Annotated in this window: 24 protein-coding genes and 1 pseudogene; 13 read left to right on the plus strand and 12 right to left on the minus strand. The window is 67.1% G+C overall.

Going from position 1 to position 25,771, the window contains the following annotated elements; all coding sequences use genetic code 11:
* Nucleotides 1–16 precede the first annotated feature (16 nt).
* The 4 genes and pseudogenes from AB0M45_RS08315 to AB0M45_RS08330 form a co-directional block, all read right to left on the minus strand.
* Nucleotides 17–349 (minus strand): annotated as a pseudogene (locus AB0M45_RS08315) (transglycosylase family protein); the annotation flags it as partial.
* A gap of 655 nt (nucleotides 350–1,004) precedes the next feature.
* The gene (locus AB0M45_RS08320; protein WP_364324282.1) at nucleotides 1,005–1,469 is read right to left on the minus strand and encodes a PaaI family thioesterase; all 465 of its coding nucleotides are present in this window, start codon (nucleotides 1,467–1,469) and stop codon (nucleotides 1,005–1,007) included.
* Nucleotides 1,470–1,659: 190 nt separating this feature from the next.
* Complete coding sequence (locus tag AB0M45_RS08325; protein ID WP_364324285.1) at nucleotides 1,660–2,226, minus strand: type 1 glutamine amidotransferase domain-containing protein; 567 nt, start codon at nucleotides 2,224–2,226, stop codon at nucleotides 1,660–1,662.
* Nucleotides 2,227–2,284: 58 nt separating this feature from the next.
* Nucleotides 2,285–2,944, minus strand: coding sequence for a MerR family transcriptional regulator (locus AB0M45_RS08330; protein WP_364324288.1), 660 nt, complete (start codon nucleotides 2,942–2,944; stop codon nucleotides 2,285–2,287).
* 110 nt (nucleotides 2,945–3,054) lie between these two features.
* Between AB0M45_RS08330 and AB0M45_RS08335 the strand changes: the two genes are divergently transcribed.
* Genes AB0M45_RS08335 through AB0M45_RS08345 form a run of 3 tightly spaced genes read left to right on the plus strand, consistent with a single transcriptional unit; the run spans nucleotide 3,055 to nucleotide 4,981 of the window.
* Complete coding sequence (locus tag AB0M45_RS08335; RefSeq protein WP_364324291.1) at nucleotides 3,055–4,017, plus strand: hypothetical protein; 963 nt, start codon at nucleotides 3,055–3,057, stop codon at nucleotides 4,015–4,017.
* Nucleotides 4,014–4,460 carry an ABA4-like family protein gene (locus tag AB0M45_RS08340; RefSeq protein ID WP_364324294.1) on the plus strand — a complete coding sequence of 149 codons (447 nt, stop codon included), beginning with the start codon at nucleotides 4,014–4,016 and terminating at the stop codon, nucleotides 4,458–4,460. Before AB0M45_RS08335 ends, AB0M45_RS08340 begins: the two co-directional genes overlap by 4 nt.
* The gene (locus AB0M45_RS08345) at nucleotides 4,457–4,981 is read left to right on the plus strand and encodes a hypothetical protein (RefSeq protein ID WP_364324297.1); all 525 of its coding nucleotides are present in this window, start codon (nucleotides 4,457–4,459) and stop codon (nucleotides 4,979–4,981) included. Before AB0M45_RS08340 ends, AB0M45_RS08345 begins: the two co-directional genes overlap by 4 nt.
* 334 nt (nucleotides 4,982–5,315) lie before the next feature.
* Here AB0M45_RS08345 and AB0M45_RS08350 read toward each other — a convergent pair whose 3' ends face one another.
* Nucleotides 5,316–7,034: an IPT/TIG domain-containing protein gene (locus AB0M45_RS08350; protein ID WP_364324300.1), complete on the minus strand. Its 1,719-nt coding sequence runs from the start codon at nucleotides 7,032–7,034 to the stop codon at nucleotides 5,316–5,318.
* 466 nt (nucleotides 7,035–7,500) lie between these two features.
* On the opposite strand from AB0M45_RS08350, the gene AB0M45_RS08355 reads away from it, so the two are divergent.
* Nucleotides 7,501–8,454 carry an alpha/beta hydrolase family protein gene (locus AB0M45_RS08355; protein WP_364324303.1) on the plus strand — a complete coding sequence of 318 codons (954 nt, stop codon included), beginning with the start codon at nucleotides 7,501–7,503 and terminating at the stop codon, nucleotides 8,452–8,454.
* Between the two features lie 51 nt (nucleotides 8,455–8,505).
* On the opposite strand, the gene AB0M45_RS08360 is transcribed toward AB0M45_RS08355, so the two are convergent.
* A complete protein-coding gene (locus tag AB0M45_RS08360) occupies nucleotides 8,506–9,933 on the minus strand; it encodes an MFS transporter (RefSeq protein WP_364324306.1) in 1,428 nt (475 codons plus the stop codon).
* Between the two features lie 79 nt (nucleotides 9,934–10,012).
* On the opposite strand from AB0M45_RS08360, the gene AB0M45_RS08365 reads away from it, so the two are divergent.
* Nucleotides 10,013–10,633 (plus strand): helix-turn-helix domain-containing protein, encoded by a 621-nt coding sequence (locus AB0M45_RS08365; protein ID WP_364324310.1) that lies wholly within the window; start codon nucleotides 10,013–10,015, stop codon nucleotides 10,631–10,633.
* A gap of 93 nt (nucleotides 10,634–10,726) precedes the next feature.
* Here the strand turns inward: AB0M45_RS08365 and AB0M45_RS08370 are convergent, their stop codons facing one another.
* A complete protein-coding gene (locus tag AB0M45_RS08370; RefSeq protein ID WP_364324313.1) occupies nucleotides 10,727–12,199 on the minus strand; it encodes an MFS transporter in 1,473 nt (490 codons plus the stop codon).
* Between the two features lie 134 nt (nucleotides 12,200–12,333).
* Here AB0M45_RS08370 and AB0M45_RS08375 point away from each other — a divergent pair, with 134 nt between their 5' ends.
* Nucleotides 12,334–13,284 (plus strand): LysR family transcriptional regulator, encoded by a 951-nt coding sequence (locus AB0M45_RS08375; protein ID WP_364324316.1) that lies wholly within the window; start codon nucleotides 12,334–12,336, stop codon nucleotides 13,282–13,284.
* 13 nt (nucleotides 13,285–13,297) lie between these two features.
* Here the strand turns inward: AB0M45_RS08375 and AB0M45_RS08380 are convergent, their stop codons facing one another.
* The 4 genes from AB0M45_RS08380 to AB0M45_RS08395 all read right to left on the minus strand — a co-directional run bounded on the left by AB0M45_RS08380 (nucleotide 13,298) and on the right by AB0M45_RS08395 (nucleotide 17,986).
* A complete protein-coding gene (locus AB0M45_RS08380; protein WP_364324319.1) occupies nucleotides 13,298–14,374 on the minus strand; it encodes an ADP-ribosylglycohydrolase family protein in 1,077 nt (358 codons plus the stop codon).
* A 251-nt stretch (nucleotides 14,375–14,625) separates the two neighbouring features.
* Complete coding sequence (locus tag AB0M45_RS08385) at nucleotides 14,626–15,768, minus strand: alpha/beta fold hydrolase (protein ID WP_364324322.1); 1,143 nt, start codon at nucleotides 15,766–15,768, stop codon at nucleotides 14,626–14,628.
* A gap of 197 nt (nucleotides 15,769–15,965) precedes the next feature.
* Nucleotides 15,966–16,418, minus strand: coding sequence for a MaoC family dehydratase (locus AB0M45_RS08390; RefSeq protein WP_364324325.1), 453 nt, complete (start codon nucleotides 16,416–16,418; stop codon nucleotides 15,966–15,968).
* Complete coding sequence (locus AB0M45_RS08395) at nucleotides 16,415–17,986, minus strand: long-chain fatty acid--CoA ligase (RefSeq protein ID WP_364324328.1); 1,572 nt, start codon at nucleotides 17,984–17,986, stop codon at nucleotides 16,415–16,417. The genes AB0M45_RS08390 and AB0M45_RS08395 overlap by 4 nt, the downstream gene beginning before the upstream one ends.
* Before the next feature lie 30 nt (nucleotides 17,987–18,016).
* Here AB0M45_RS08395 and AB0M45_RS08400 point away from each other — a divergent pair, with 30 nt between their 5' ends.
* Nucleotides 18,017–18,667 (plus strand): TetR/AcrR family transcriptional regulator C-terminal domain-containing protein, encoded by a 651-nt coding sequence (locus AB0M45_RS08400; RefSeq protein WP_364324331.1) that lies wholly within the window; start codon nucleotides 18,017–18,019, stop codon nucleotides 18,665–18,667.
* On the opposite strand, the gene AB0M45_RS08405 is transcribed toward AB0M45_RS08400, so the two are convergent.
* Nucleotides 18,647–19,951, minus strand: a complete 1,305-nt coding sequence (locus tag AB0M45_RS08405) for a helix-turn-helix domain-containing protein (RefSeq protein WP_364324334.1) — start codon at nucleotides 19,949–19,951, stop codon at nucleotides 18,647–18,649. The two genes, AB0M45_RS08400 and AB0M45_RS08405, sit on opposite strands and share 21 nt — an antisense overlap.
* Before the next feature lie 221 nt (nucleotides 19,952–20,172).
* Between AB0M45_RS08405 and AB0M45_RS08410 the strand changes: the two genes are divergently transcribed.
* The 6 genes from AB0M45_RS08410 to AB0M45_RS08435 all read left to right on the plus strand — a co-directional run bounded on the left by AB0M45_RS08410 (nucleotide 20,173) and on the right by AB0M45_RS08435 (nucleotide 25,661).
* Nucleotides 20,173–20,931 (plus strand): ABC transporter ATP-binding protein, encoded by a 759-nt coding sequence (locus AB0M45_RS08410; RefSeq protein WP_364324337.1) that lies wholly within the window; start codon nucleotides 20,173–20,175, stop codon nucleotides 20,929–20,931.
* On the plus strand, nucleotides 20,928–21,647 hold the full coding sequence (locus AB0M45_RS08415) for an ABC transporter ATP-binding protein (RefSeq protein WP_364324340.1): 720 nt from the start codon (nucleotides 20,928–20,930) through the stop codon (nucleotides 21,645–21,647). The genes AB0M45_RS08410 and AB0M45_RS08415 overlap by 4 nt, the downstream gene beginning before the upstream one ends.
* Nucleotides 21,648–21,649: 2 nt before the next feature.
* On the plus strand, nucleotides 21,650–22,531 hold the full coding sequence (locus tag AB0M45_RS08420) for a branched-chain amino acid ABC transporter permease (RefSeq protein WP_364324343.1): 882 nt from the start codon (nucleotides 21,650–21,652) through the stop codon (nucleotides 22,529–22,531).
* Nucleotides 22,528–23,601, plus strand: coding sequence for a branched-chain amino acid ABC transporter permease (locus AB0M45_RS08425; RefSeq protein ID WP_364324346.1), 1,074 nt, complete (start codon nucleotides 22,528–22,530; stop codon nucleotides 23,599–23,601). Before AB0M45_RS08420 ends, AB0M45_RS08425 begins: the two co-directional genes overlap by 4 nt.
* Nucleotides 23,591–24,841 (plus strand): ABC transporter substrate-binding protein, encoded by a 1,251-nt coding sequence (locus tag AB0M45_RS08430; RefSeq protein WP_364324349.1) that lies wholly within the window; start codon nucleotides 23,591–23,593, stop codon nucleotides 24,839–24,841. The genes AB0M45_RS08425 and AB0M45_RS08430 overlap by 11 nt, the downstream gene beginning before the upstream one ends.
* Before the next feature lie 70 nt (nucleotides 24,842–24,911).
* On the plus strand, nucleotides 24,912–25,661 hold the full coding sequence (locus tag AB0M45_RS08435) for a hypothetical protein (protein ID WP_364324352.1): 750 nt from the start codon (nucleotides 24,912–24,914) through the stop codon (nucleotides 25,659–25,661).
* Nucleotides 25,662–25,771: the final 110 nt, after the last annotated feature.

Here is a 25,771-nt window from a genome sequence, read left to right on the forward strand (position 1 = left end):
CCGGGATCACGCATCAGAGGTACGCGCCGCACACGGGCCAAGCGCCCGGGCCCTGAGTGGCGAGCACGTTCTCCGCGACGCGGATCTGCTCAGCCTTGCTCGCGCTGGACGGGCGGCCGGTGCCACCGTTGGCCTCCCAGGTGCTCTGGGTGAACTGCAGACCACCGGAGAAACCGTTACCGGTGTCGGTGCTCCAGTTGCCACTGCTCTCGCACTGCGCGACGGCATCCCAGTTGTGGCCGGACGCGGTGGCGGTGGCAGTGGACAGAGCGAACGGAACGGCGACGAGGGCGCCGAGAGCCGCGGTGAAGCCGAGGACACGAGTGGTGAATTTACGGTTTTGCGACATGTGGATTCCCGCCTGCGCCCACCGACTCGGCGAAGTTTCGCCGCGTCCCTGTCCCCAGGTGATGTCGGGGATACTCGAACCGCGGGACAGGGTTTCCGGCGTTCAGCGATTCGAGCTCGATCTCGGTGTTGCTCCGAGCCGTGACCGACGTTAGCGGAGAAGTCGCGGCAGATCACGTACGGATAACGTCCGAATAGCGTGAACCAGTGGTCGAGACTAATAGCCATACTCGCTGGTTGATTGCGGGAAACACGCCGATACGGATCAGCTGTTATAGCTCCGTTATGTGATGGAGATCACCGCGAAATCGTGAAACGGGTCGCATTTCCGCAGGTCCGAATGGTGCGAGAAGAGCGCACCCGCGTTCGCGGCCTGGGTGCACGCTGGGTCACGGGGCGCTCGAGGTTCGATTCGTTATCTCAGCCGCCGAGTCGGGATGGTCCCGTGACCCCACATGCCGCAGCCTGCCGCACCTCACTGATCGACGTGGCGGATCGGCCCTGACGTTCGATTCGTTATCTGCTCCGCCGGTCCGGGGACGCCCCCGCGACCTCACACCGCAGCGTGCGTCACACACCGGCCGGCGCGGGCGCATCAGCGACGTAAGTGCCGTCGCTCGAACTGGCGGCGACCATACCGACGGCGACGGCTCGGGCTACTTCCCGTGCGCCCGCAGCTGATAGAGCCCCTCGGTTTCGGCGACCACCACGCCGTCGGCGTCGGTCACCACCGCCCGCAAGGTGAAGTCGGACTTGCCGTGGGCGGAGGCCTCGGCGGTGATGCGCGCGATCTCGTCCTCCAGCAGCGTCGCCTCCGCGCGCACGTCGGTCTTGGCCGGCTTGCGGAAGAAGATGTGCAGGTCCTTCACCAGCGGATAGAACGCCGCGGTGTCGAAAGTGGCGATGGCGATCGCGCCTCCGAGGATCTCCGCGACGGTGAACAGCACGCCCGCGTACATCACGCCGAAATGGTTGCCGTTTCCCTCTACAGGCACCGAGGTGGCCGCGAAGCCGCGCCGCACCTCGACTGCCTGCACACCCATCTTGTGCGCGATCGGAATGGTGAATTCCAATGCCCTGTTGACGACATCCTTGAACGGAGGAGTATCGACGTCGCTCATCCGCGCGACCATCCCTTCACACCGGAGGTGGCCGGCACCTCGTTGTCTCTGCCACGGCCACCTCGGTGGACCTCAGCGAAGCGTAGGCCCTCACCGGCCGCGCCAACAGAGTATTGGCACATTGCCAATACTTGCGACCCGGGATGAGTCGGCACGACCAGCAATTGCTCGGCCCGCCGGTCTCGGCACGTCAGCGCGAGGCCGGAACCAGTTCTCGCGTGATGGCGGTGATGAAGTCGGGCAGGTCGCCCGGGTTGCGCGAGGTGAGCAGCGTCCAGCCGTCCTCCGCGGAGCGGACCGCCGGTTCGTCGACCCACGCACCGCCCGCGTTGATCAGGTCGGCGCGCAAGGTGAAGTACGAGGTCAGTGTCTTACCGCGAACCAGCTCGGCATTCACGAGCAGCCAGGGGCCGTGACAGATCGCGGCGATCGGCTTGCCCGCGCCCGCGAACTCCTTGGCCAGCTCGACCGCCCGGTCGGTGACCCGCAGCTTGTCCGCGTTCACCGTGCCGCCGGGCACCACGAGCACGTCGAAGTCGTCCACGGAGACCTCGTGCAGCGACGAATCCGGTTGCACGACAGCGTCTTTGTCCACATCATGCCGGAACGTCTGCACCTGTTCGTTCTTGGGCGCGGCATGGGTGACCAGTGCGCCCCGCTTGCGCAACTCATCGCGCGGCACCAAAAGTTCGTCCCGCTCCACCCCCATGTTCGAGGTGATGATCAGGACCCTCGTGCCGTCGAGCTGATCGGTCATGAGCAACTCCTTTCGATCGGAAATGGCCCTGCTTCGGACATGCCGCTCGACGCCCCGGCTAAACCTCGCCGGATGCGGAAGACGTGGCCTCGCGCGGCGGCAGCAGCGTGCCGGAGAGATGCTCCTGAGCCAGGCGGCGCAGCGCCGAGAGCAGAGTGTCGCCGAGGATCGTTCCGACGATCGCGGTTTCGGTCATCCGCTCCAGGCCGCGTTCATTGCCGACCAGGGCGATGTCGGTGGCGGCGATGGCTTCGCTGGCGCCCGCGTACTCGTCCATCGCCGCGACCACGTCGGCGTGGCCCAGCAGGCGCAGGGCGGCGCAAACGTCGACGAGGGCGCCGCGCGCAGGGCTGTCTTCGTGAATCCGCCAGCCCCGCCGGTCGAGCAGGGCGGCGACGTCTCGGGCGGCCGCCTCTCGCTGCTCGGCACCGACCAGCGACCTGCGCCCGCCCAGCGCGTACTGGACGTGGCCGAGTGAGTCGCGGGCGGACAGGCTGCCGCTGTCGAGCACCGCGAGCAATTCCTTGGCCGCCTCGATGGACAGGCCGCCGATATCGAGCAGCGCACGGATCAGCCGCAGGCGGCTGACGTGGTCGTCGCGGTATTCCGCCTGGTTGCGATGGGTTCGCACACCCGGAGGCAGCAGCCCCTCGCGCACGTAGTACTTGATCGTCGCGGCAGAAACGCCGCTGACGCGGCTGAGTTCGGCGATCCGCATCGGACTCCTCGGTCTCGATCCTCATCTTGACAGTGGAAAGTACAGCTATCCATAATCAGTACTGATAGTACAACTATCGATAGTCTAAGTTCCTCGGAAGGTTGACGCTCGTGACCGCCCTGTCCCAGCGCTATCTGGTTCTCTCCTGGCATCGCCCGCTGATGCTGCTCGCCGTAGCGATGGCGTTGCTCGTCGTCTGGTCGATCGCGGGAATGGTGGTCGACGATCGCACCCTCACCGGGCTGCCGATCTGGGCCAAATCGGCCAAGTTCGCCCTTTCCGTGCTGATCTACGCCGTGACCTGGGCATGGTTGATCGCCCAGCTCACCCGCTGGCGCCGGACCGCGTGGTGGGCGGGCACGATCGCGGCGCTGGGCCTCGCGCTGGAACTGGTCGTCATCGTGACCCAGATCCTGCGGGGCACGACCAGCCACTTCAATTTCACGACGCCGGTGAACGCGGCGCTGTGGGAGACCATGGGCTCGTCGATCGTGGTGGTCTGGATCGCCACGCTGGTCGTGTCGGTGGTGCTGTTCATCGATCCGACGGCCGATCACGCCCGCAACGCGGCGATCCGGTGCGGCACCGTGCTTGCGCTCGCAGGCGCAGCGCTGGGGTTCTTGATGCTTCGGGAAACGCCGGAACAGCGGGCCGAAGGCGGTTCGATCAGCGGGGCCCACACCGTCGGCCTTCCCGATGGCGGACCAGGGTTGCCGATTCTCGGCTGGAGCACCGCCGGAGGCGATCTACGGGTTCCGCATTTCCTCGGAATGCACGCGTTGCAGGTGATTCCCCTGGTTGTGCTCGCGGTGGAACTGGCGGCGCGGCGGATTCCGGTACTGCGCTCAATGGAGACCAGACGAACGCTCGTCAAGATCGCCGCGGCGACCTATGGCGCTGTGGTCGCGGTGCTCACCTGGCAGGCATTGCGGGGGCAGTCGGTGGTGCATCCCGATGCGGCGACGCTGGTGGCCTTCGGTGTGATCGCAAGTGCCGCAGCAGGTTCGGCGGCTGCGGCACTGCGACCGAAACCGGTGGTAGTGGAACGTGCCCCGGCAGGTGCCAGCCGATGACGAACCTTCTTTTCCACCTCACCTTCTGGTTCGCCGCGCCGTTCTGGGCCCTGATGATCCTGGCGCCGAGATGGGAGCGGACAAGCGCTGTGGTCGCGTCACCGCTCATCTGCCTTCCACCGCTGATCATCTACGCGGCGCTGGTCGCCCCCGAGTTCGGCGCATTCGCCGGTGCACTGATCAACCCGAATCTGCCAGGGCTGCAGGGCATCCTGGGCGACGGACCCGGCGCGGCGGCAGCCTGGGCACACTTCGTGGGATTCGATCTGTTCCTCGGACGATGGATCTTCCTCGACAGCCGCACTCGCGGTCTGCCGCCACTGCTGATCAGCCCCCTGCTGCTGCTCACCATCCTGTTCGCGCCGATCGGCGTCCTGCTCCACCTGCTCATCCGGCTCACCAAAGCTCCGGCGCCCAACCGGTCCGTCCCCATGGAGGCATGATGGAAACCCTGCTCGTTCTACTGACCACGCTGCTCCTGCTGCGCGCGGCAGGCGCACTCGGCGCTCGCCGGTTCACCGACTGGCCTACCTGTGCCGCATACGCCCTCGGCGTGATGCTGATCATGACCGGCATCACGCACTTCCTTCCCGGGACATTCGCGGACTCCCCCGCGCCCACACACGCGGATTTCATCCCCATGGTGCCGCCATTCGTGCCGCTCCCCAGTCTGATGATCTATCTGACCGGCGTCTTGGAACTGCTCGGCGCGCTGGGGCTGTTCCGCACGCGGACCCGCAGACCCGCCGGACTCGGGCTCGTCGCGCTGTTCGTCGTGATGCTGCCCGCCAATATCTACGCCGCCGTCTCCGACGTGCCGTTCAACGACGCACCCGCTACACCGCTGTGGGCGCGAATCCCCGAGCAGGTGCTGTACATCGGCGTCGCGCTGTGGGCAGCCGGAGTGTTGCGGTTCCCGCGACGAAGCCGTACGCGAATCGCGGGCGACCACGTGAACGCCTGACGGCAACCGGCACATGACTGCACCGAGGCTCGCCCAGCCGGTGCACGACGACCTCGCCGCCATGACGGAATCCCGCTGATCCTGCCCTGATCCGAACTACGCGAAAGCCAGGAGCAATGAATTCACCAGCGAACCAGGCACCTACATCGACACTGTGCTCGAGTTTCTCGATCGGACATTGCGGGCCGACCGGAACATCGACGACTGAAATGTCTTGCGGGACATCCTTGCCGGAGCGACCACGCGGCCGAAGGGACCGGCCCGCGATCCGAGTCGGTCCCTTCGGTGCTCACACATGGCCTCCCTCAAAGCGAGGCCTGTGGGGGCAATTCCGTCAGCTGTAGGTGTAGAAAACCCCAGTAGCGAGACCACCTGGGGTGCCGACCGTGACGGGCACCGTACCGAGGCCGGGTGGAGTGACCGCGGTGATCTGCGTAGGCGAGTTGACCGTGAACGATGTCGCCGGAAGGATGCCGAACAACACCGCGGTTGCACCCGTGAATCCGGAACCGGTCAGCGTCACCGTGGTTCCTCCGGTCGCCGGACCGGAAGTCGGGCTGATCGACGTCAGCGTGGGAGCAGGCACGTACGTGAACGAAACCCCGGCACTCGTACCAGCCGCGGTCGTCACCGTCACCGGCACCGTCCCCGTTCCCGGCGGAGCGAACGCGATGATCGAGGTATCGGACAACGCGATGAAGAACGTGGCCGGAGTAGCACCGAAGTTCACGGCGGTGGCGCCCGTGAACCCTGTGCCGGTCAAGTTCACCAAGACTCCGCCGTTCACCGAACCCGAACTCGGGCTGATCGAAACGATCGCGGGAATCCCCACATACGTGAACGGCAACCCGTTACTCGCACCCGACGGAGTAATGGCCGTCACCTGCACCGTGCCCGTTCCGGGCGGAGCGACCGCCGTGACCTGGTTATCCGACACGACGGTGAACGAAGTCGCCGGCGTAGCACCGAAATTGACTCCGGTGGTGCCGGACAGACCCACGCCGGTGAGAGTCACCGTAGTGCCACCGGCCGGCGGTCCCACCGGCGGATTCAAGAAGAACAGGATCGGCGGCAGCACGTAAGTGAAGGAAACCCCAGTAGCGATACCGCCCGGGGTGGCGACCGTGACGGGCACCGTGCCGATCCCCACCGGAGTGACCGCGGTGATCTGCGTAGGCGAGTTGACCGTGAACGATGCCGCCGGAAGGATGCCGAAGAACACCGCTGTAGCACCTGTGAATCCCGTGCCTGTCAGAGTGACTGTGGTCCCTCCGGTCACCGGGCCAGAAGTCGGGCTGATCGAGGTCAATGTGGGGGCAGGCACGTACGTGAACGAAACACCGGCGCTCGTACCGGCCGAAGTCGTCACCGTGACCGGAACCGTCCCCGTTCCCGGCGGAGCCAGCGCGACGATCAACGAATCGGACAACGCAGCGTAGAACGTCGCCGGAGTAGCACCGAAATTCACGGCGGTAGCGCCGGTGAACCCCGTACCGGTCAAGGTCACCAGGACCCCGCCGGTCACCGGACCCGCACTCGGACTGATCGAAGCAATCACGGGAACCCCCACATATGTGTACGGAAGAGCATTACTCGAACCGGACGGCGTCGTGACCGTCACCTGTGCCGTGCCCGCCCCGGGCGGAGCGACCGCTGTGAGCTGCGTATCCGACAACACGGTGAACGAAGTCGCGGGCGTAGCACCGAAATTCACGGCGGTTGCGCCGGTCAGACCCGAACCGGTGATAGTCACCGAAGTCCCACCGGCGGCCGGTCCTCCGGTGGGGCTGAGCGACGTCAGCGAGGGAACCTGAGCGTAGGTATAGGGAAACCCATTACTCGTTCCTTCTGCGTTGGAGACGGTGACCTGCACCGTGCCCGTCCCCGGCGGCGCGATCGCCGTTATCTGCGAAGGGGAATTCATCGTGAAGGTGGTCGCGGTCGTACCGAACCGGACCGTGGTGGGACCGGTAAACCCACTGCCGCTGATAACCACGCTGTTATTTCCGGAAGCTGGCCCGGAGGTGGGAGATAGAGAAGTGATAGTAGGCATGACGCTGCCTCCTTGTTGCTGGTTCGACTGCACCGGGGGGTGCGCGACCTTTTCGGTGGCCCGGCTCTACACCATTAACTGCCCTGGACCAGCACCGGGGCAATGCATCTCCCGATCCGATTTTGTCCGTTTTCGGATTTGCTGGGCGCGTTGACAATCGCTGCACGCTGCGGGATCACTTATCGCCGATAGTGCTCGCTGCGTATCGGACAGCCTATTTTCGGTGCCGCTGGGCGGGCAGTCGGCTACCGGAATTCGTTGCAGGCCATCAGTTCATCGAGGATGGTTGCTGTTCGTGCCGCAGTCGCAATTTGCACTGAGCTGTAGCGCTGGCGCGTGCGCCGCAGGACACATGCCACGGACCTGTTGCCCCCGTGCAATTTTCGCGCTCGGCGCAGGCTCCCGCCGGACGCGTGCGCAGCCCGCTGTTCGGAGTGCATCGCCGGTGGATGGGTACAACGTAATCGTGAGTGCTTCAAAGTATTTGGGCGCGCTCCTCAGCGCGCTGGCGACCGCTGTTGCGGCGTCCGTGTCCTCCGTCAGCCCTGCCGAAGCCACCCCCACGCGAGCGCACGTGGTCGGCCGAACCCCTCTCGGTGGCTCCGTATCGCAGATCGATGTCTACTCGCCCGCCATGGATCGGGTGGTCACCCATCGGGTGATCCGGGCCGCGGGCGGTGGACCCGCGCCTACGCTGTACCTGCTCACGGGCATCGGCGGTGGTGTCGACGGGATCTCGTGGTGGGACGACACGGACGTCCGGGAGTTCTTCGCCGACAAGCATGTCAACGTGGTGATGCCGGTCGGGGGCGCCTACAGCATGTACACCGACTGGCTCGCCGATGACCCTGCGGTCGGCCGCAACCGGTGGCAGACCTATCTCACTCGAGAACTTCCGGCCACCCTCGACCACGAGCTGGGCGCCACCGGACGAAACGCGATCGCGGGCGTCTCGATGAGCGCGGCCTCGGCGATCGACCTCGCGATCCAAGCACCCGATACGTACCGCGCTGTGGCGGCCTACAGTGGCTGCCCCTGGGCCTCGGACGCCGCCGGCGTGGCGATGGTCAGCGCGCAGGTGATTCGCGGCGGGGGGAACCCGGCGAACATGTGGGGCGCGCCCGGCGAGGCGATCTGGCGGGTCCACGACGCGTTCGCCAATGCGTCCGCTCTCGCCGGGAAGGCCATCTACTTGTCCGCCGCCTCCGGCACTCCCGGCGAGATCGATCGCGGCGGCCTGCCGTTCCCGCCGATCGAGGCGATCGCGAGTTCGTGCACGGCGGCCTTCGCGGACCGTCTCGCCGACCTCGGCCTACCCGCGATCCATGTCAACCGCCCGGAGGGCTCGCACACCTGGGGCCAGTTCGAAACGGACCTGCACGATTCCTGGCCGCACCTGGCCCGCGCGCTCGGCGCGTGAAACGCGCTGCGTGGTGAACGGGCGCAGGTGTGCGCATCTCGGCTCCTGCTGTCAGCGCCGCGTGGACGGCGCGGCCTCGCTACCGCGTGCCGCAGCGGAATCGGTACGCGGAACACGCAGCAGCGCGACCGTGAGCAGGCAGCCGAGCAGCGCCAACGTGGCGGCGGCGGCGAACCCGGCACGGATACCGTCGACGAAGGACGCACTGCCGGTGGACCTTTCGGTCACCGTTTGGGCGAGCAGGAGCACGGCTGTCACACCGATCCCGGAGCCGGCGCGCTGCGCGGTGTTCACGACACCCGCGGCGATGCCGCGATCGGCCTCGCCCACCGCGGTGACGGCCGGGACCGTGACACCGACGAAGGCGGCGGGTAGCCCGATGCCGAACACGATCGCCGCGGGCAGCACATCCGTGACATACGACACGTGGTCGGGCAGCCTGGCGAACCAGGCCAGTGCCGCGGCCTGCAACGCCATTCCGGCAGCCAGCACGCCGCGCGGGCCGATCTGCGCCAGCGCGAACGGGATCAGCGTGCGGGAGACGGCGATGTTGACCGCCGCGACGGGCAGCACCGCCAAGCCGGACGATGTCGGGCTGTAGCCCTGGGAGTTCTGCAGATACAGCGCGAGCAGCGCGAACGCGGGAACATGCGCCGCACCGACGAGCGCGTTCACCGCCGAGGAACCGGTCACCTGGCGAATCGCGAACAGCCGCAAAGGCATCAGCGGGTGCGGGCTGCGCATCTCGATGACCAGGAAAGCGGCGAAGAGGACGACGCCGAGGCCGAGCAGGGCCGAGGCCGGAACGCGGGTGCCTGGATCGCCCCACGCCCCGATCGCGTATCCGATGATCAGCAACGCGGCCGTTCCGGTGAGGGCACCGGGCACGTCGAGCCGCCCGTCGGCCCCTTCCGTGGCGGGCGGATCCGCGGGCAGCGATCGCAGCAACGCCAGCGCCAGCACACCGACCGGCAGGTTGATCAGGAAGATCGACGGCCAGCCGAAAGCATCCGTCAGCGGACCGCCCACCGCGGTGCCGATCGCCGCACCGGCCGCACCCATCGCACTCCACACGCCGAACGCCCGGCGCCGGGCGGCTGGTTCGGTGAACGCCGCGGTCAGCAAGGCCAGCTGCGCCGGAATCACCACGGCCGCACCGACACCCTGCAAAGCCCGCGCGGCGATCAGCAGCCACGCCGTGTTCGCGAATCCGGCCAGAGCGGAGGCGACGGTGAATACCGCCAAACCGATGCCGAACATGCGACGTGGACCGTACAGATCGGCCGCACGACCACCCAACAGCATGAACCCGCCGAACGCGAGCAGATAGGCGTTGGTCACCCAGCCCAGTCCTGCTTCACCCAGGTCGAAGTGCCTGCCGATCTCGGGTAGCGCCACGTTCAGCACCGTGGTGTCCAAGAAGATCACCAGCTCGACAACGGTGATCAGCAGCAGTCGCAAACGCCCTTTCCCACCCATTCGCTTTCCCTTTCGCTAGAGCAAAGATCTAGTGAAATATTCCACTGGAGTCATACTCCAGTCAAGTAGCATCTGATCCATGCCGAAGAACACCGGCGTACGCGCCGCCCGTACCTCAGCCAACCGCGCTCGCATGCTGGCGGCCGCGCGGGAACTGTTCACCGCCCGCGGCTACACCGCGACCACCATGAAGGCCATCGCCGAGGAAGCCGGAATGGCCGTGCAGACCCTGTACTTCACCTTCGCCACCAAGCGCGCGATTCTGACCGAGCTGCTCGACGTCGAGATCGCGGGCGACACCGAGCCCATCGCCACACTCGACCGCCCCTGGTTCACCGAGGCCGTGAATGCACCCGCGGCTGAGCAGATCCGGCTTCAGGTCGCCGCGGCCGGCGCGATCCTGGGCAGGGTCACTCCGCTGCTGGAGGCGGTCCGCTCGGCCGCGGCCACCGACCCGGAACTGGCCGAGCTGTGGCGGACCAACATCGCCCAGCGCCATACGGTGCAACTACGCCTCAGCGAGGCCCTGGCCGCCAAGACGGCCCTGCGCGCGGGAATCGATCCCGAACGCGCCGCCGACATCGCCCTGGCCGTCCTCGCACCCGAGACCTACCACCTGCTCGTCCACGAACGCGGCTGGACCAGCCAGGACTGGCAAGACTGGGCCACCGACGCGCTCACCCGGCAGCTGCTGCCCTGACGGGAACGCATGCGGATCCGCGGGTCGTGTCGCCCGGAGATGGTGCGCCGGAGGATGTTCCGATTCCTCGGCACCGAGGAGCGGTGAGTCGGGCTATTCCCCTTGGTTCTTACGGGCGGGTGCCGGCCGGAGCGCGTCGCGCCGGGACATGCGCAGCCACAGGACCGTGGCCAGTCCCAGGGTCACGAGGAGAGCCGCGAGGGCGAAGGCCCGCTGAGTTCCCCTGGCGACCTCCGCCGAGGAGGCCGAAGTGACATCACTCGTGCCGACCGCGAACGTGAAGACCGCTCCCATGACCGATGCGCCGGTGATGAGACCCAGGTTCCTGGACAGATTCAGCATGCCCGACACCAGGCCACGCTGGTCCGCGGAGACGTCCTTCATCACCGCGGTGTTGTTGGCCGCTTGGAATATCGCGTATCCGGCAGTCGTGAGGACCAAAGGCAGGATGTATCCGAGAACGCCTGCGGCCGTTGGCATCACAGCGAGCACCGTGGTGCCAACGATGACGCCACAGAGCCCGGCGATCACCATGAATTGGGCGCCGAAGCGATCGGCGGCGCGTCCGGCCGGGACACCGGTGAGAGCGGACACCGCGGGGCCTGCCGACATCACCAACCCGACGACGGCCGGATCGAGGTCGAGTGCCAGGGTGAGGTGGAAAGGGCCGACGACCAGGGTGGTCATCATGACGGTCGAGACCAGTGCACTGGTCGTCAGCCCGGCGGCGAGGACGCGATCACGGAACATCGATAGGGTGAGCAGCGGGGATGCCACGCGGCTCTCGGCGAGGACGAACAGGCCGAGGCTCGCTCCGGATGCGATCAGCAATCCGAGGGCGAGTGGACCGGAATCGTTTCCTTCGATCGTCATGGCCAGCGCGTACGCGCCCAAGGTGATCGCAAGCAAGGCCGTGCCCGTGGCATCGAAACGCCGTCGTGCGGAGCTGGTTACCGGCGCGGAGCTGGGCAGCACCCATATCGTGAGCGCGAGCGCGAGCAGTCCGAGGGGCACGCCGATGAGGAAGATCGCGCGCCAGCCGAAGAGGGCGATGAGGACTCCACCGGCGGACGGTCCCAGCGCGGTGCCGACCGCCGACATCGTTCCGAGCAGTCCCATGACGCTGCCGGTGCGATCCTTTGGCACGGTCTCGCCGACGAAGGCCATGGTCAGCGCCATCATGCACGCGGCGCTGACGCCTTGCAGCGCCCGGGCCGCGACCAGGGAGACCAGATCCGGAGCGAGACCGCACAGCAGCGTCGCGATCGTGAACACGGTGATGCCGCCGAGCAAGAGGCGACGCCGGCCGGTGAGGTCACCGAGTCGGCCTGCCCCGACGATCAGTGTCGTGATGGCCAGCAGATAGGCGATCACGACCCACTGGACCTCGTTGAAGGAAGCGTCGAATGCCACGGCCATGGCGGGCAGGCCGACGTTGGCGATGCTGATGCTCAGCGAGGGCAAGAGCATCGACAACGACAGGGCGGTCAGCGTCCAGCCCAGTGGTGGACGCTGCGCGGGCGATGCCTGCTGAGCTTCGGCGCCCGGAGGCGTTGCTGATCTCACGGGTGTCCTCTTCTCGGCGTAAAAGGGGTCGTCATGGACGGTAGATCTCCCCATGACCTGGCGGAAGACGCAAAGATGGAAAGGTATTTGTGCACGCAACGCCATGTATGGCTGATTTGTGAGATCGTGGGAACATGGCGCGGCCCGATCTGAATTTGCTGGTCACCCTGGATGTTCTGCTCGAGGAGGGCAGCGTGACCAGGGCGGGGCAACGGCTCGCGCTCAGTCCGTCCGCGATGAGTCGTGCGCTCGCTCGGTTGCGGAGAGCCACTGGCGACCCCCTCCTGGTGCGGGCAGGCCGAGAACTGGTGCCCACGCCCCGCGCCCTGGACCTCCGCGACCGGGTCCACGGCCTGGTCCGCGCGGCCGAAGAGGTCTTGCGGCCGGCGGAAGAGCTGAACCTGGCGATCCTGACGAGAACTTTCACCGTGCGCAGCAGCGATGGGTTCGTAGAGAGGTTCGGACCCGAATTGGTGGCGGAGGTCGGGACCGACGCACCGGGTGTGCGGCTGCGTTTCGTGCAGAAGACGAAGAAGGACATCGGTCCGTTGCGAGATGGCAGCGTCGACATGGAGACGGGCGTCATCGAGCAGGATCCGCCCCCCGACATCGTGAGCACCCCGCTGTTCACCGACCGGTTCATCGGTGTGGTGCGCGGCGAGCATCCGCTGAGCACCGGGAAAGTCACCACCGACCGGTATGCGTCGGCACGGCATGTGCACGTCTCACGACGCGGGCTGACCGAGGGACTGGTGGATGAGGCACTACACCCGACCGGACGCCAGCGGGAAGTCGTGACCGTGGTGGACGGCTTCAGTGCCGCCTTGGCTCTGGCACGAGCCTCGGATCTGGTTGCCACGGTCCCCGGGCGGCACACCACCAACCTGCGGTGCGGAATGCACTCCTTCGAGTTGCCTTTCCGCGCTCCGGAGGTGACGGTGTCACTGCTCTGGCACGCCCGGCTGGACGCGGACCCGGCTCATCGGTGGCTGCGCAGCCGCGTGCTCGACGTGTGCCGACAGCGGACCGCACCGGGAGATCCCGGCGAGGAGACCAGTAGCGAACGCGACGCCTCCTCGCCCTGATCGCTGCCGATCTTCACAGACCCTTGTCGAGCGGGTACCGGGCGCCGAGCGCGGACCGATCGCCGACACCGAAGTTCATGACGAGGTCGTCGGCGACCTGAACCAGCACATCGCGCCCCTCGACCGCAGCCGCCCAGTCCAGCGGCAGCGCCGAAACACCATGGACGGCACCGATCAGGTTTCCGGCAACGGCACCTGTGGAGTCGGAGTCACCGGAGTGGTTGACCGACAGCAACAGCGCCGCGCGCACATCACCGGTCTTCGCGGCGTACAGCGCGCAGTACACCGCGATGGCCAGGCACTCCTCGGCGACCCATCCGGCGCCGACCTGCTCGACCAGTTCGGCGGCGGGCGGTTGCCCGGACAGCTCGGCGGCTCGGGTCAGCGCGGCCGTCGTCTCCTCACTCGCGGGGAACGCCGTGAGCTGAGCGACCGTCTCCTGCACCGCGATCGGCAGCTCGACACCACTCAGTACGCGATCGACCAGCGCCGCGAACGCGCCCGCGGCGATGTATCCGGTCGGATGCCCGTGGGTCAACTGCGCGGCCCGTGCGGCGGCGGTGAACGCACGATCAGGCCCGAGCCCGGCGAGTCCGAACGGCGCGGACCGCATCACCGTGCCGCATCCCTTCGACTGTGGATTCACCGGACCGGCCACACCGATCGATCCCGGTGCGATATATCCCCGTGCCTGCTGACCGAGCCCCGACATGCACGCATTCCCCGGCGCGCGCACCGCGTAGAGAAACGGCAGGCTCACCAGCCACCCATCCGCCTGTGCCGCGGGCTCGTCCTGTCGCTGGGTTTGCAACCAGCGCAAGTACGCCCGGCGCAGCGCAGGCACCGGATCAGCGCCCGGCACCGACCGCAACAGCCCCTCAGCGGTGAACAAGGTCATCTGGGTGTCATCGGTGATCTGCTGCGGCGCACCCTCCACATGTTGCGGGAGAAAACCCGTCACCCCTTCGGCACCATAGCGTTGGCGAAGCTGCTTCAGCTGAAGGAATTCGATGGGCCACCCGAGCGCGTCCCCGATCGCCCCACCCAGCAGAGAACCCCTGACCCGGTCGAAAACCGTCGTGTAATCCACCACAAGAGGTCATCATCGCATCCAGCCCGCACGAACCTCGCTTTGCCGCCTCGACATCCGCGCCGGAGAGCCCGCGTTTCCCCCGCATGTTGCGCGGGAAACCCGGCGCCGGTCTTCGCCGCGGGTAATCCGTGCCGGGTCATCCGGCAGCTGTGGACCGGCATCCGGTCCTCGGCAGTGCCGGCGCAGCCGCTCTGCCTGAGCGGGCGTGGCACACCTAGACCAGGTGCCGGGCCGAAAGCTTCAGTCGCTCAGTGACTGGCGCCTCCGATCATCCATGGGTTGAAGGCGCAGTCGAGGCTCGGATTCGCGTCGGGATCCAGGGCGCGCAGGGCGATCGAGGCGGCGCGTGGGGAGTACATGATCGTGAGATGGTCGGACCAATCCTCGGCACAGCCGTCTTGCAGAGTGATGTTGTGCACCGTCGCGTCCGGTCCCGCTGTCAGGAAGGTCCATTCGTAGGGGTTGGAGATCTCGTCGTGGCGGGTGCCGACCGACGTGTACTCGACGCCGGGAACGGTGTCACCGTTTTCGTTCAATTTTGCGTAGAACCTCGATCCGACCGCCTGCTGGATATTCGCGTGGCCCACGATGGGTTCGTAGAAACCCAGTATGTTGATGCCGAGATTGGTGATGATCCGCCCCAGAGTCGCCATTCCCATCAGCGAGGTGCCGTGGTGGGTCGCTCCGAAGGTGATCAGTTTTCCCACCTTGTCGGCGCCATCCTCGAACTTCATGTACTGGCTCGACACCGGGCCACCTTGGGAATGCCCGATCAGGTCGACCTGATCCGCGCCGGTCTTCGCGCGCACCTGCTCGACGAAATCGCGCAATTGGCGCGCGGAATCCTCCATTGCACCGACACCGTAGCGGCCGGGCATGATCGGGCCGATGCCACCACCTTCCAAGAGACCGGAGCGGCCGTAGTTGAAGGCGTAGACGCAGTATCCGGCCCGTGCCAACCGCGGCGACAGATAGGCGAAGGTGTCGTAGGCGTTCAACCAGGTTCCGTGCACCAAGACGACCGGACGCGGATGCGCCGGGGACGGGGTGCAGTTCTCGCGGTTGGAGCCCGGCGGAGATGCGTCGGGATGAGCCAGTCCGTGCATGAAAGCCGCGAGGTAGGCGGGCATCTCAGGACCCTCACCCACCGCGGCGGATGCGTAACTGCGCGAAGACGAACCGGAGCTGCTGCCGGAGTCCACGATCGCCTTCGGCTGCCTGCCGTCCGGCGCCGGCCCCAATCCCGCGTTCAGTTCCTCGACGAGCTGCTGCTGTGGAGACCGCGCATCCGGTTCCGCGTCCGCGGCGGCGACGCCGAGGCTCATGGCGAGTGTGGTGGCGCCGGCGACAATCGCTGCGGCGAATATGTGGCGACGAATTCGGTGCTTCATTGCAAGCCTTTCACGAACGTCCGTAATGAATTTGTGATACGGACGCTTTCATCCTGAACGATCAATCGAGCACTGTCACTGCGCCGCACACATAAGTCACGAACCGAATTTTGGCTCCAACCACAAGTCGGACCGGCAGGGTCGCCGAAGAATCGGAATAGAACTGAAGTGTGCCATGAAGAAGGGTATCCGCAAACTCAGCCGAGGTACCGCACAATGCTCTCGGCGACACATGCCGGACGCTCCGCCCCCTCGACGGCGATTGTTATACGACGCTCGGTTTGCACGCCACCGGGAATATCGGTCACCGAAGTGAGCGCGACCGAGCCGCGAACCCGGCTTCCGGCCGGAACGGGAGAGATGAACCTGACCTTGCCGAGTCCGTAATTGACGGCCATTTTCGCGCACGTCACCGACAACACCTGCTGAGTCATCGGGACGAGCAAAGCGAGAGTGAGGAACCCGTGCGCGATCGTGCGCCCATAGGGGCCATGCGCGGCGCGCGTCGGGTCGACGTGGATCCACTGGAAATCGCCTGTGGCTACCGCGAATTGGTCGATTCGACCCTGATCGACGGTGATCCAATCGCTGGTTCCGAGGTCTTCGCCGACCGCCGCGCGCAGGGCGTCGAAATCCCCGAACACCCTCACGCGAACTGCTCCTTCAGCTTCCGTTCGAGAATTTTATGACTCGGCCCGAGCGGTAGTTCCGCCACGAATTCAACCCGGCGTGGATACTTGTGCTTCGCCAAATGCTCACGCGCGAAAGCGATAACCTGATCGGCGGTGATCGGACCGGAGGGAACGACGACCGCGCAGATCTCCTCGCCGTACACGTCATCCGGGATACCGATGACCGCGACCGCGGCGATATCCGGATGCCGCAGCAGCGCCGCCTCCACCTCGCTGGGATACACGTTGTACCCACCGCGGATGATCATCTCTTTGATCCGGTCGACGATGCGGAGATAGCCGTCGGCGTCCCGCACGCCGAGATCGCCGGTGCGGAACCATCCGTCGACGACCGCGGCCGTCGTCGCGGCCGCATTCCCGGTATAGCCGTTGAACAGGTTGCGTCCACGGATGACCACCTCGCCGAGTTCACCGGTGGGCAGCAAGGTGACGTGCTGCGGGTCGTCGGGATCGGCGATCTCCACCTCGACGCCCCAGATGGAGTGCCCGACGGTACCCACCCGCGGGCCGAAATCCGGTTGATCGACCGCCGCGGTCGGCGAAGTCTCCGACAGCCCATAGCCTTCCAGGATCGGCGCGCCGAAGGTCTCCTCGAATGCCTCCAGCACCGGCTGCGGCAGCGAGGCGCCACCGGAAATGCACAGCCGCAACTTCGGCAGTTCCGTCAGCTCGCGGGCGGCGGCGATCAGCCGCACGTACATCGTCGGCACTCCGTGAAAAGTGTTGACGTCGTGAGCGACCATGAGCCGGATCGCTTCGGCGGGGTCGAAGCGCGACATCAGCACCAGCGTGGCTCCCGCGCGCCAGGTCGAATTCATCGAGACCGTCTGGCTGAACAGATGCGAGAGCGGCAGCGCGCCCAGCGCCACGTCGTCGACGCGGACATCGTTGGCGTCGAAGGCGTTGACCGTCGCGTTCATCACCAGGTTCAGATGACTCAGCTCGGCACCCTTGGGCCTGCCGGAGGTGCCACTGGTGTAGAACACGACCGCGGGGTCCGCAGGCTGCCGCGAAACATAGGACACGATCGGCTGCCCCACCAGGGAATTCGGTTCGCGACAAGGGATTCCGGCTGCCGCGGCAGCCGGGTGGCCCGCCTCGGCGAACACGGGATGACACAGCAGCAGCCGGGCCTGACTATCGCCGAGCAGGTATTCCGCCTCGCTGGAGGTGGACAAGGGATGCACCGGAACCACCACCGCGCCCGCGGCGAGGATCGCGTAATAGGCGACCGGGAAATCCGCGACATTCGGGCACATCAGCGCCACCCGGTCACCGGGCCGCACCCCGAGTTCGATCAGCCCGCGCGCCCGATTCCACAACTCTGCGAAGGTGATTCGCTGCGCCCCGTCGATCAGCGCGGTCCGGTCCGGGCGCCGCCGCGCCTGCTCGGCCAGGATGCTGGCCAGTGACAGCGTCGCGTTCACACCGACCGCCTGATGAATCTCGACATCGCTCTCCAAAAAACTAGCAGCGCAAGTTTCCGTCTCACCGTAGGGCACCGGAACCAGCGCCGCAAGCTTCATTGCGAGAATGCGAGGGTCGAAAGGAGACCCATGGCCAGACCCCGCAGGCCGCTGCTGACCCGCGAGCGCATCATCGCGACCGCGCTCGCCCTCGTCGACGCCGAGGGGCTGGCGGCCGTTTCCACCCGGCGGCTGGCCACCGAACTAGGTGTGCAGGGCCCCTCCCTGTACAACCACGTCCGCACCAAGGACGACCTCATCGACGCCATGGTCGACGCGGTACTCGGCGAAGTGGACATCTCCATGTTCGATGAAATCTCCGCAGGCAATCCGGACTGGCGATCGGCACTGCGCGCCTGGTCGCGCTCCTATCGCACCGCTATGGCCGCGCATCCGCGTATCGTGCCCGCGCTGGCCAGCGGCCCAGGACAACGGCCGAACGCACTGCGCATGGCCGACGCTGTCTTCGGCGGCTTGGTCGCGGCGGGCTGGCCGCGCCGTGAGGCCACCACCGTCGGAACGCTCATGCGCTATTTCCTCACCGGTGCGTCCCTCGGCTCGTTCGCCGGCGGCTTCCCTTCCGACGCGGCCGTCTACACCGATGCGTATCCGCATCTGAACGAGGCGCACCTGCTGGCCGATCGGCAGCAGCGGATCGATCGGGACGCCTTCGAGGTCGGCCTGGAATCGCTGCTCGACGGCCTGGACAGCCGGTACCGGCTACTTCGCGGTGGCGTGTAGTTCGATCGCCACGAGCAGATCGACCAGATCCTCGACACTGCGCACATTGCGCCCGGTGAGTTCCTGGATGCGGCGCACCCGATACTTGGCGGTGTTGTGGTGGATGCACAGCGCGTCCGCGGCTTCCCGCAGGTTCATATCGGCGCGGGCGAAGGCGCGGATGGTCTCGGCCAGCACGCCGCCGCGGGCTCGGTCGTCGGAGAGCAGCGCGCGGATCCGCGGGTCGACCAGCCGCCGCGCGGTGTCGTCGGCACGCAGCATCAGATACCGAAACGGCGTGATGCACGGCAGCGCCGTGACCCCGCCGTCCTCGGGCAGCAGCTCCAGCGCGCCACGCGCCTGCTGGTATGCCTGCGGGATTTCCCCGATATCGGTGACGACCGCGCTGACTCCGACGCCGAGCGTGATGCCCTCCGCGCGCAATCGTTGCGTCATCGCCCGCAGCCGGTCGCACAACTCCTCGGCGGTGCCGCCCCGGCCGAGCGCGGGCACCGCGACGATGTCCGACCCGCGTACCACCGACAGTGTGCGCAGCCCGTTGACGCTGGTGCGGGTGAGCGCGGCGGACGCGAGGTGCCCTGCCTGCGCATTCAATTCGCGCGACCCCCCGGCCCGGCCATCGCCCCGGTCGGTCACCTTCAGCACGACCGCGTCGATCACCACCATGGGCGCGGACTTCGCCAGACCGATCCCATGGCCCTGCGCCGTGGTCAGCAGCGCGCCACGCTCGGGCAGCACGCCATCGAGCAGGCTTTCCATCAACTGCGCGCTGTCCCGGCTCGCCTCGGTGGAGAAATACTGCTGGAACTCCAGATACGCGTTGGCCGCCTGGGTGCTGATCAGATCGCAGTACCGCGACAGCGGGGTAACCATCGACAGCGCCGCCTCGCGCCCGGCCTCCGTGTCGCCGGCATGGGCGACCAGAGACTTCCACAACGCCTGCTGGCCGAGGCGGAACGCGTTGATGTAGTCCACCAAAGCGAGCCCGGCTTGGGCGCGGCGTGCCGCCGCGCGACGGGTGTAGGACACGTCGTCGACGGTAATTCTGCGCCGCTCCAGCAGTGCGCCGAGTCCCGTCCGGCACAGCTGGGCCAACTGGTCGTGCACGTCGGCCTGGAAGCTCAGATCACGGGCGGCGTACGCGGGGATCTGGGCGATGATGGCCGACATCCCGGCAGCGGCCATGTCGTCCGCGTGGTCGAACAGCTCGCTGACGATCCGCGTCCGCTCGGCCAGCATCGTCGCCGAACCACTCGCGTCGACCTGGTGTGATCTAGCTGACATATCCGGGGATACTCCATGGCCCTGTCCGGATATGTCAACCGAGCCACCCGGTCCCGGCATGTGTCCGCAGCGGACAAACCGGACGCCCGAGATTGGGCCGCTGTGTCCAATGTGCAGCCTGACCAGCAAATTTACGCTGGCCACGTTCTACACGCCGGTCGCACGACCGCGCCGTCCCCGCACTGAGTCGCACCCACGTTCGCACGTGGGCCGGAGGACACATGCTCGAGATAACCAACCTCACCGTCCGCTTCGGCGGCATCACCGCCCTGCAGGAGGTCGGGTTCCACGTCGACCCCGGCAAGATGGTCGGACTGATCGGGCCCAACGGCGCGGGCAAGACCACCCTGTTCAACTGCCTGACCCGGCGGTATCAGCCCACCACGGGCACCCTCCGGTATCAGGACCGGGACTTGCTGGCGGTACGGCCGTACGCCCTCGCTGGGCTCGGCATCGCCCGGACCTTCCAAAACCTCGGCCTCTTCCCGCGCATGTCGGTCCGGGACAACGTCCTGGTCGGCGCGCACCACCGAGCGGAGGCCGGATTCGTCGCCGCCGGTCTGCGTCTTCCCCGGGTGCGTCGAGAAGAGCGCGAGTTGCGCGAGCAGATCGATGACCTGCTGACCCGGCTGGACCTCGCGGACGTGGCCGACCGGCCTGCCGCCGGGCTTCCCTTCGGCACCCTCAAGCGGATCGAGCTGGCCCGGGCCTTGGCCGTGCGACCACGACTGCTGCTGCTCGACGAACCGGTCAACGGGCTCAGCCACGGCGAGGTCGACGAGTTCGCCGACCGATTGCGGGCCTTGCGCGCCGAACTGGACCTCACCGTGATAGTCGTCGAGCATCACATGGGCTTCGTCATGGGCACCTGCGATCGCGTGGTGTGCCTGGAGTTCGGCCGGGTCATCGCCGCGGGCAAACCCGAAGACGTGCAACGCGATCCGGCCGTCATTCGCGCCTACCTAGGGACGGCGGCATGACCGCGTTCCTGACCGTCACCGAACTGCACGCGGGCTACGGGGGCGCGAAAGTATTGCAGGGCTTGACCTTCGAGGTGGCCGAGGGCGAGGTGTGCGCGATCCTCGGTCCCAACGGGGCGGGCAAGACCACACTGCTGCGAGCTCTGTGCGGCATGGTCAAGGCCCGCGGCAGCGTGCGCATCGATGGTGTCGAAGTCACCGGGCGGGCCCCGGAAGCCGTGGCCCGCGCGGGTGTCGCGCACGTGCCGGAAGGCCGCGGGACATTCCTGCCCCTGACCGTCGAGGAGAATCTGCGGCTCGGCGCCTACCGGCACCGTGATCGAGTGCGCGTCGAAGCCGATCTGCGCCGGGTCTTCGACTACTTCCCGGTGCTCGAAGAACGGCTGCGCGAGCCGGCGGGCGGGCTGTCCGGCGGACAGCAGCAGATGCTGGCCATCGGCCGGGCCCTCATGCTGCGGCCACGGTTGCTGCTGCTGGACGAGCCGTCGCTCGGCCTCTCTCCCCTGGTCACCCAGGAACTCTTTCGGATCGTGCACACCATCAACGAAGAGGAACGCACAACAGTGATCGTCGTCGAGCAGAACGCCCACTTGGCGCTGGAGACCGCCCACCACGCGCATGTCCTGGAATCCGGGCGGATCGTCTTGTCCGGCACCGCGGCCGAGATACGCGCCGACGAACAGGTCGCGCAGTCCTACCTCGGATACCGGGTCTGACCATGGCCGGGTTCCTACAGCAGATCATCGAAGGGCTCACCGCCGGAGCCATTTACGCCGGATTGGCGCTGGCGCTGGTGCTCATCTACCGGTTCACCGGGATCGTGAACTTCGCGCAAGGTGAGCTGGCCATGTTCTCGGCCTTCCTGGCCTGGCAGTTCACCCAGCACGGCATGCCGTTCTGGTTGGCGCTGATCGCCACGCTCGCGGTCTCGTTCGCCGGCGGCATGCTGATCGAGCGGGTGATCATCCGGCCGGTCGAGGGCGCGCCCGAACTCACGCTGGTGATCGTGACGGTCGGGTTGTACTTCTTCGTCAACGCGACGGCGGGCTGGATCTGGTCGTTCCAGGTGAAGTCGTTCCCGAATCCGTTCCCGGAGGGCGCGCTGCGCGCCCGAGGGGTCTCCGCCGGGTACGGCAGCCTCGGGGTGCTCGCCGTGGTCGGCGTGGTGATGGGGCTGCTCTACCTGCTGTTCCGGTACACCAAGATCGGACTGGCGATGCGGGCGGTCGCCTGTAATCCCCAGTCGGCCAGGCTGGTCGGGATCCGGGTGGGCACCGTACTCGCGCTCGGCTGGGGGCTTGCCGCGCTGGTCGGCGCGGTGTCGGGGGTGCTGTCGGCGCCGCTGCTGTTCCTCGAGCCCAACATGATGGGCGGAGTGCTGATCTACGCCTTCGCGGCGGCGACGCTCGGTGGATTCGACAGTCCGGGCGGCGCGGTGGCCGGTGGCCTGATCGTCGGCGTCGCCGAGACCCTCACCGGCGCGTACGTCGACGTCATCGGCACCGAACTCGAGATCGGCGTGCCGCTGGTGATCATCCTCGGCGTCCTGCTGCTGCGCCCGCAGGGGCTGTTCGGCCGAGCGGTGGTGGAAAGGGTATGAGCGACATGCGCACTCCGAACACGGTGACGGCTGCTTCGGCGGTCGACGAGTCCGTGGCGGCACCGGCTGCCCCCCGCCCGGCACGTCTGCTGGAACTGGTGACGACGCGCTGGCGGACGCTGGCAATCGCCGTCGTGCTCGTCCTCGCCTGCCTCGCGCCGTTCCAGCTGGTGCCGTTCCGTACCTTCCAGCTCGCCATGGCGATGATCTACGCGATCGCACTGCTCGGCCTGAACCTACTGGTGGGCCACACCGGTCAGATCTCCCTTGGGCATGGCGCCTTCTTCGGTGTCGGCGCCTACAGTGCGGCGATTCTGATGGACCGATGGGACGCTCCGTATCTCGCGACGGTCCCGGTCACCGCGGCGGTGACGTTCGCGTTGGGACTCGCTCTGGGCGTGCCCGCGCTGCGGTTGCGCGGACTGTATCTGGCGCTGGTCACCCTCGCCATCGCGATCTTCCTGGTCCCGCTGCTCAAACGCGTCGAATTCCTCACCGGCGGTTCGATGGGCCTGACGCTGGCCAAACCGGCGCCACCGGCGTGGACGGGACTGGCCGAGGACCAGTGGCTGTACTTCCTCGCACTGGCCACCGTCGCCGTGAGCTTCCTGCTGGTCGCCGGCATCCTGCGGTCCAGGATCGGCCGGGCCTTGCACGCCATCCGCGACAACGAGATCGCCGCCGAGGTGATGGGCGTGCGCCTGGCGTTCTACAAGACTCTCGCCTTCGCCTACAGCGGAATGCTCGCCGGGATGGCGGGCTGCGTCTACACCTGGGTGATCGGGTTCGTCTCCCCGGACTCTTTCGCGGTCGGTCTCTCGATCACCCTGCTGGCCGGGCTGGTCGTCGGCGGGCTCGGCTCGCACTGGGGGCCGCTGCTGGGCGGGCTGTTCCTGATGTACGTGCCGAGCTTCGCCCAGGACGTCAATCAGGCCGCGCCCGGCGTCATCTTCGGACTGCTGATCATCGCGGTCATGTACCTCGCGCCGAACGGATTGGCCGGGCTCGCCGGCCGGGCGGCGCGCTGGCTCGAACACCTCGTTCGGAAAGGGAAAACCAATGCGCACTAAGGCGATCCGCACCGCGGGAGTTGCGGCTGCCGTCCTGCTCGCCGTCACGGCCTGCGGAGGCCGCGCCGACGACGGCGGCACCGTCGGACAAGGCGACTGCCGGGGACAGCAGACCACGGGCATCACCGACACCAGCATCAAACTCGGCGGAATCTACCCGCTCTCCGGGCCCGCGTCCGCGTATGGCGAGCTACCCAAAGGCGTTCGGGCCTATTTCGACTACCTCAACGCCGAGCACGGCGGGATCGACGGCCGCAAGGTCGAGTACCTGGTGCGCGACGACGGCTACCAACCGCCCAAAACCGTGGAGGAGACCCGCAGGCTGGTCGAACAGGACCAGGTGTTCGCCGTCTTCCAGACCCTCGGCACGCCGACCTCCTCGGCGGTGTGGGACTACCTGAACCAGCGCAAGGTACCGCAGGTGTTCGTGGCGGGCGGCGCGACGAAGTGGGGCGCCGACGACAAGCATCCGTGGACCATCGGCTGGCAGCCCAGTTATCGCACCGAAGCCCGCGCCTTCGCCCAGTACGTGCGCCAGCAGCGGCCGAACGCGACCGTGGCCGTGCTGTACCAGAACGACGACTTCGGCAAGGATCTGCTGACCAGCTTCAGCGAAGCCGTCGCGGGCAGCGGCGTCACGGTGGTCGCCGACCAGAGCTACGAGGTCACCGATCCCAGCGTGGAAGCGCAGGTGCGCAACCTGGCCGCCTCGAAAGCCGATGTGCTGCTGAACTTCTCCACACCCAAGTTCGCCTCGCAGGCGCTCGCGGCCGAGGCACGCAACACCGACTGGAATCCGCTGCACATCGTCTCGCAGGTCGCCAACACCATCAGCACGTTGAAGCCGGTCGGCTTCGCCAACGTGCAGGGCGTGGTATCGGCGGCGTTCACCAAGGACCCGGCCGACCTGCAGTGGGAAGCCGATCCCGCGATGCGCGGCTACAAGGAGAAGCTGGCGAAATACGCGCCGGGAGCCGATCCGACCAACCAGTACACGGTCGTCGGGTGGGCGGCCGCGGAGAGCTTCCACAAGACCATGGCTGCCGCGAAATGCCCTACCCGCGAAGGGCTTCGCGACTCCATGCGCGCGCTGAACCAGGTCGGCGTCGATTTGCTGCTGCCCGGCATCACGCTCACCACCGGCGCCGATGACGCCTTCCCCATGGAGGCGGTCCGGATTCAGCGATTCGAGGGCGACCACTGGGTGCTCACCGGCGACGTCATCGAGACCGGCAAATAGGCACTCCCCAGACTCCCGCCCCGGCGAGATCCGGGACGGGCTTGCAGAAAACGATTGATGAGGAGCAACGATGAAGTTGCGAAATTCCGTTGTCACCGCGGTACTCGCGGCGGTGGCCGTCGGCGTCAGCGCGGGCGCCACCCACGCGGCGCCCGAACCGGCGCAGCAAGAGGTGCACTATGAGGTGAGCCGCCAAGGCGACTCGGCGGTGATCAGCACCGACGGCAAACTCCAGACCGTCGGCGATCAGCTCGTGCTCACCGACGTGTCCGGCACACCGGTGGCGGCCGTGCCGCTGACCTATCGCATGGATGCCATGGCCTATCCGATCGCGGCCCGGATCGAGGGCAATACCGCGACGTTGACCCCGTCTCGCGAGCGCGGCATCGCGGTGGCGCCGATTTCCCAGGCCGAGATCGTCACCGTGGAGCAAGCCGCGAAGCCGGTGGCGGAGTCCTTCACCCCGCGCGATCAATTGGCGCTCGGCGCGTTCACCCAGCGGGTCACGATCGGCGGTGCGATCAGCGCCATCATCGGTGCCGTTCTGGGTGGGGGCGTCGGCTGCCTGCTCGGCGCCGCGGCGGGAGCGACGATCGCCAGCCCGGTGATCGCGCTGCTGCTGCCCTGGGTCGGTGCGACGATCGCCGGTTGTGTGCTCGGCGCGGCCACCTTCGGCGCGGTGGGATCGATGGTCGGACTGATCACCGTCGGCGGCCCGGTCGCGCTGTTCTCGGCATTCCAGTACTTCTCCACGATCCTGACGCCCTGCCCGCCCGAACTGCCCTACTGCAAGGACCCGGCCGCGCCGCCGGTGCGATAGGCATTCGAACCGCTCCGTGGGGGGGGGGCGCCCGCCCCCCGCCCCCCCGCGCGGGGGGCGCGGAGGCGCCGCCCCCCCCCCCCCCCCCCCCCCAACACACCCCGGCTTTG

Source organism: Nocardia sp. NPDC051787 (genome assembly GCF_040681325.1).
In the GTDB taxonomy this organism is placed as follows: domain Bacteria; phylum Actinomycetota; class Actinomycetes; order Mycobacteriales; family Mycobacteriaceae; genus Nocardia.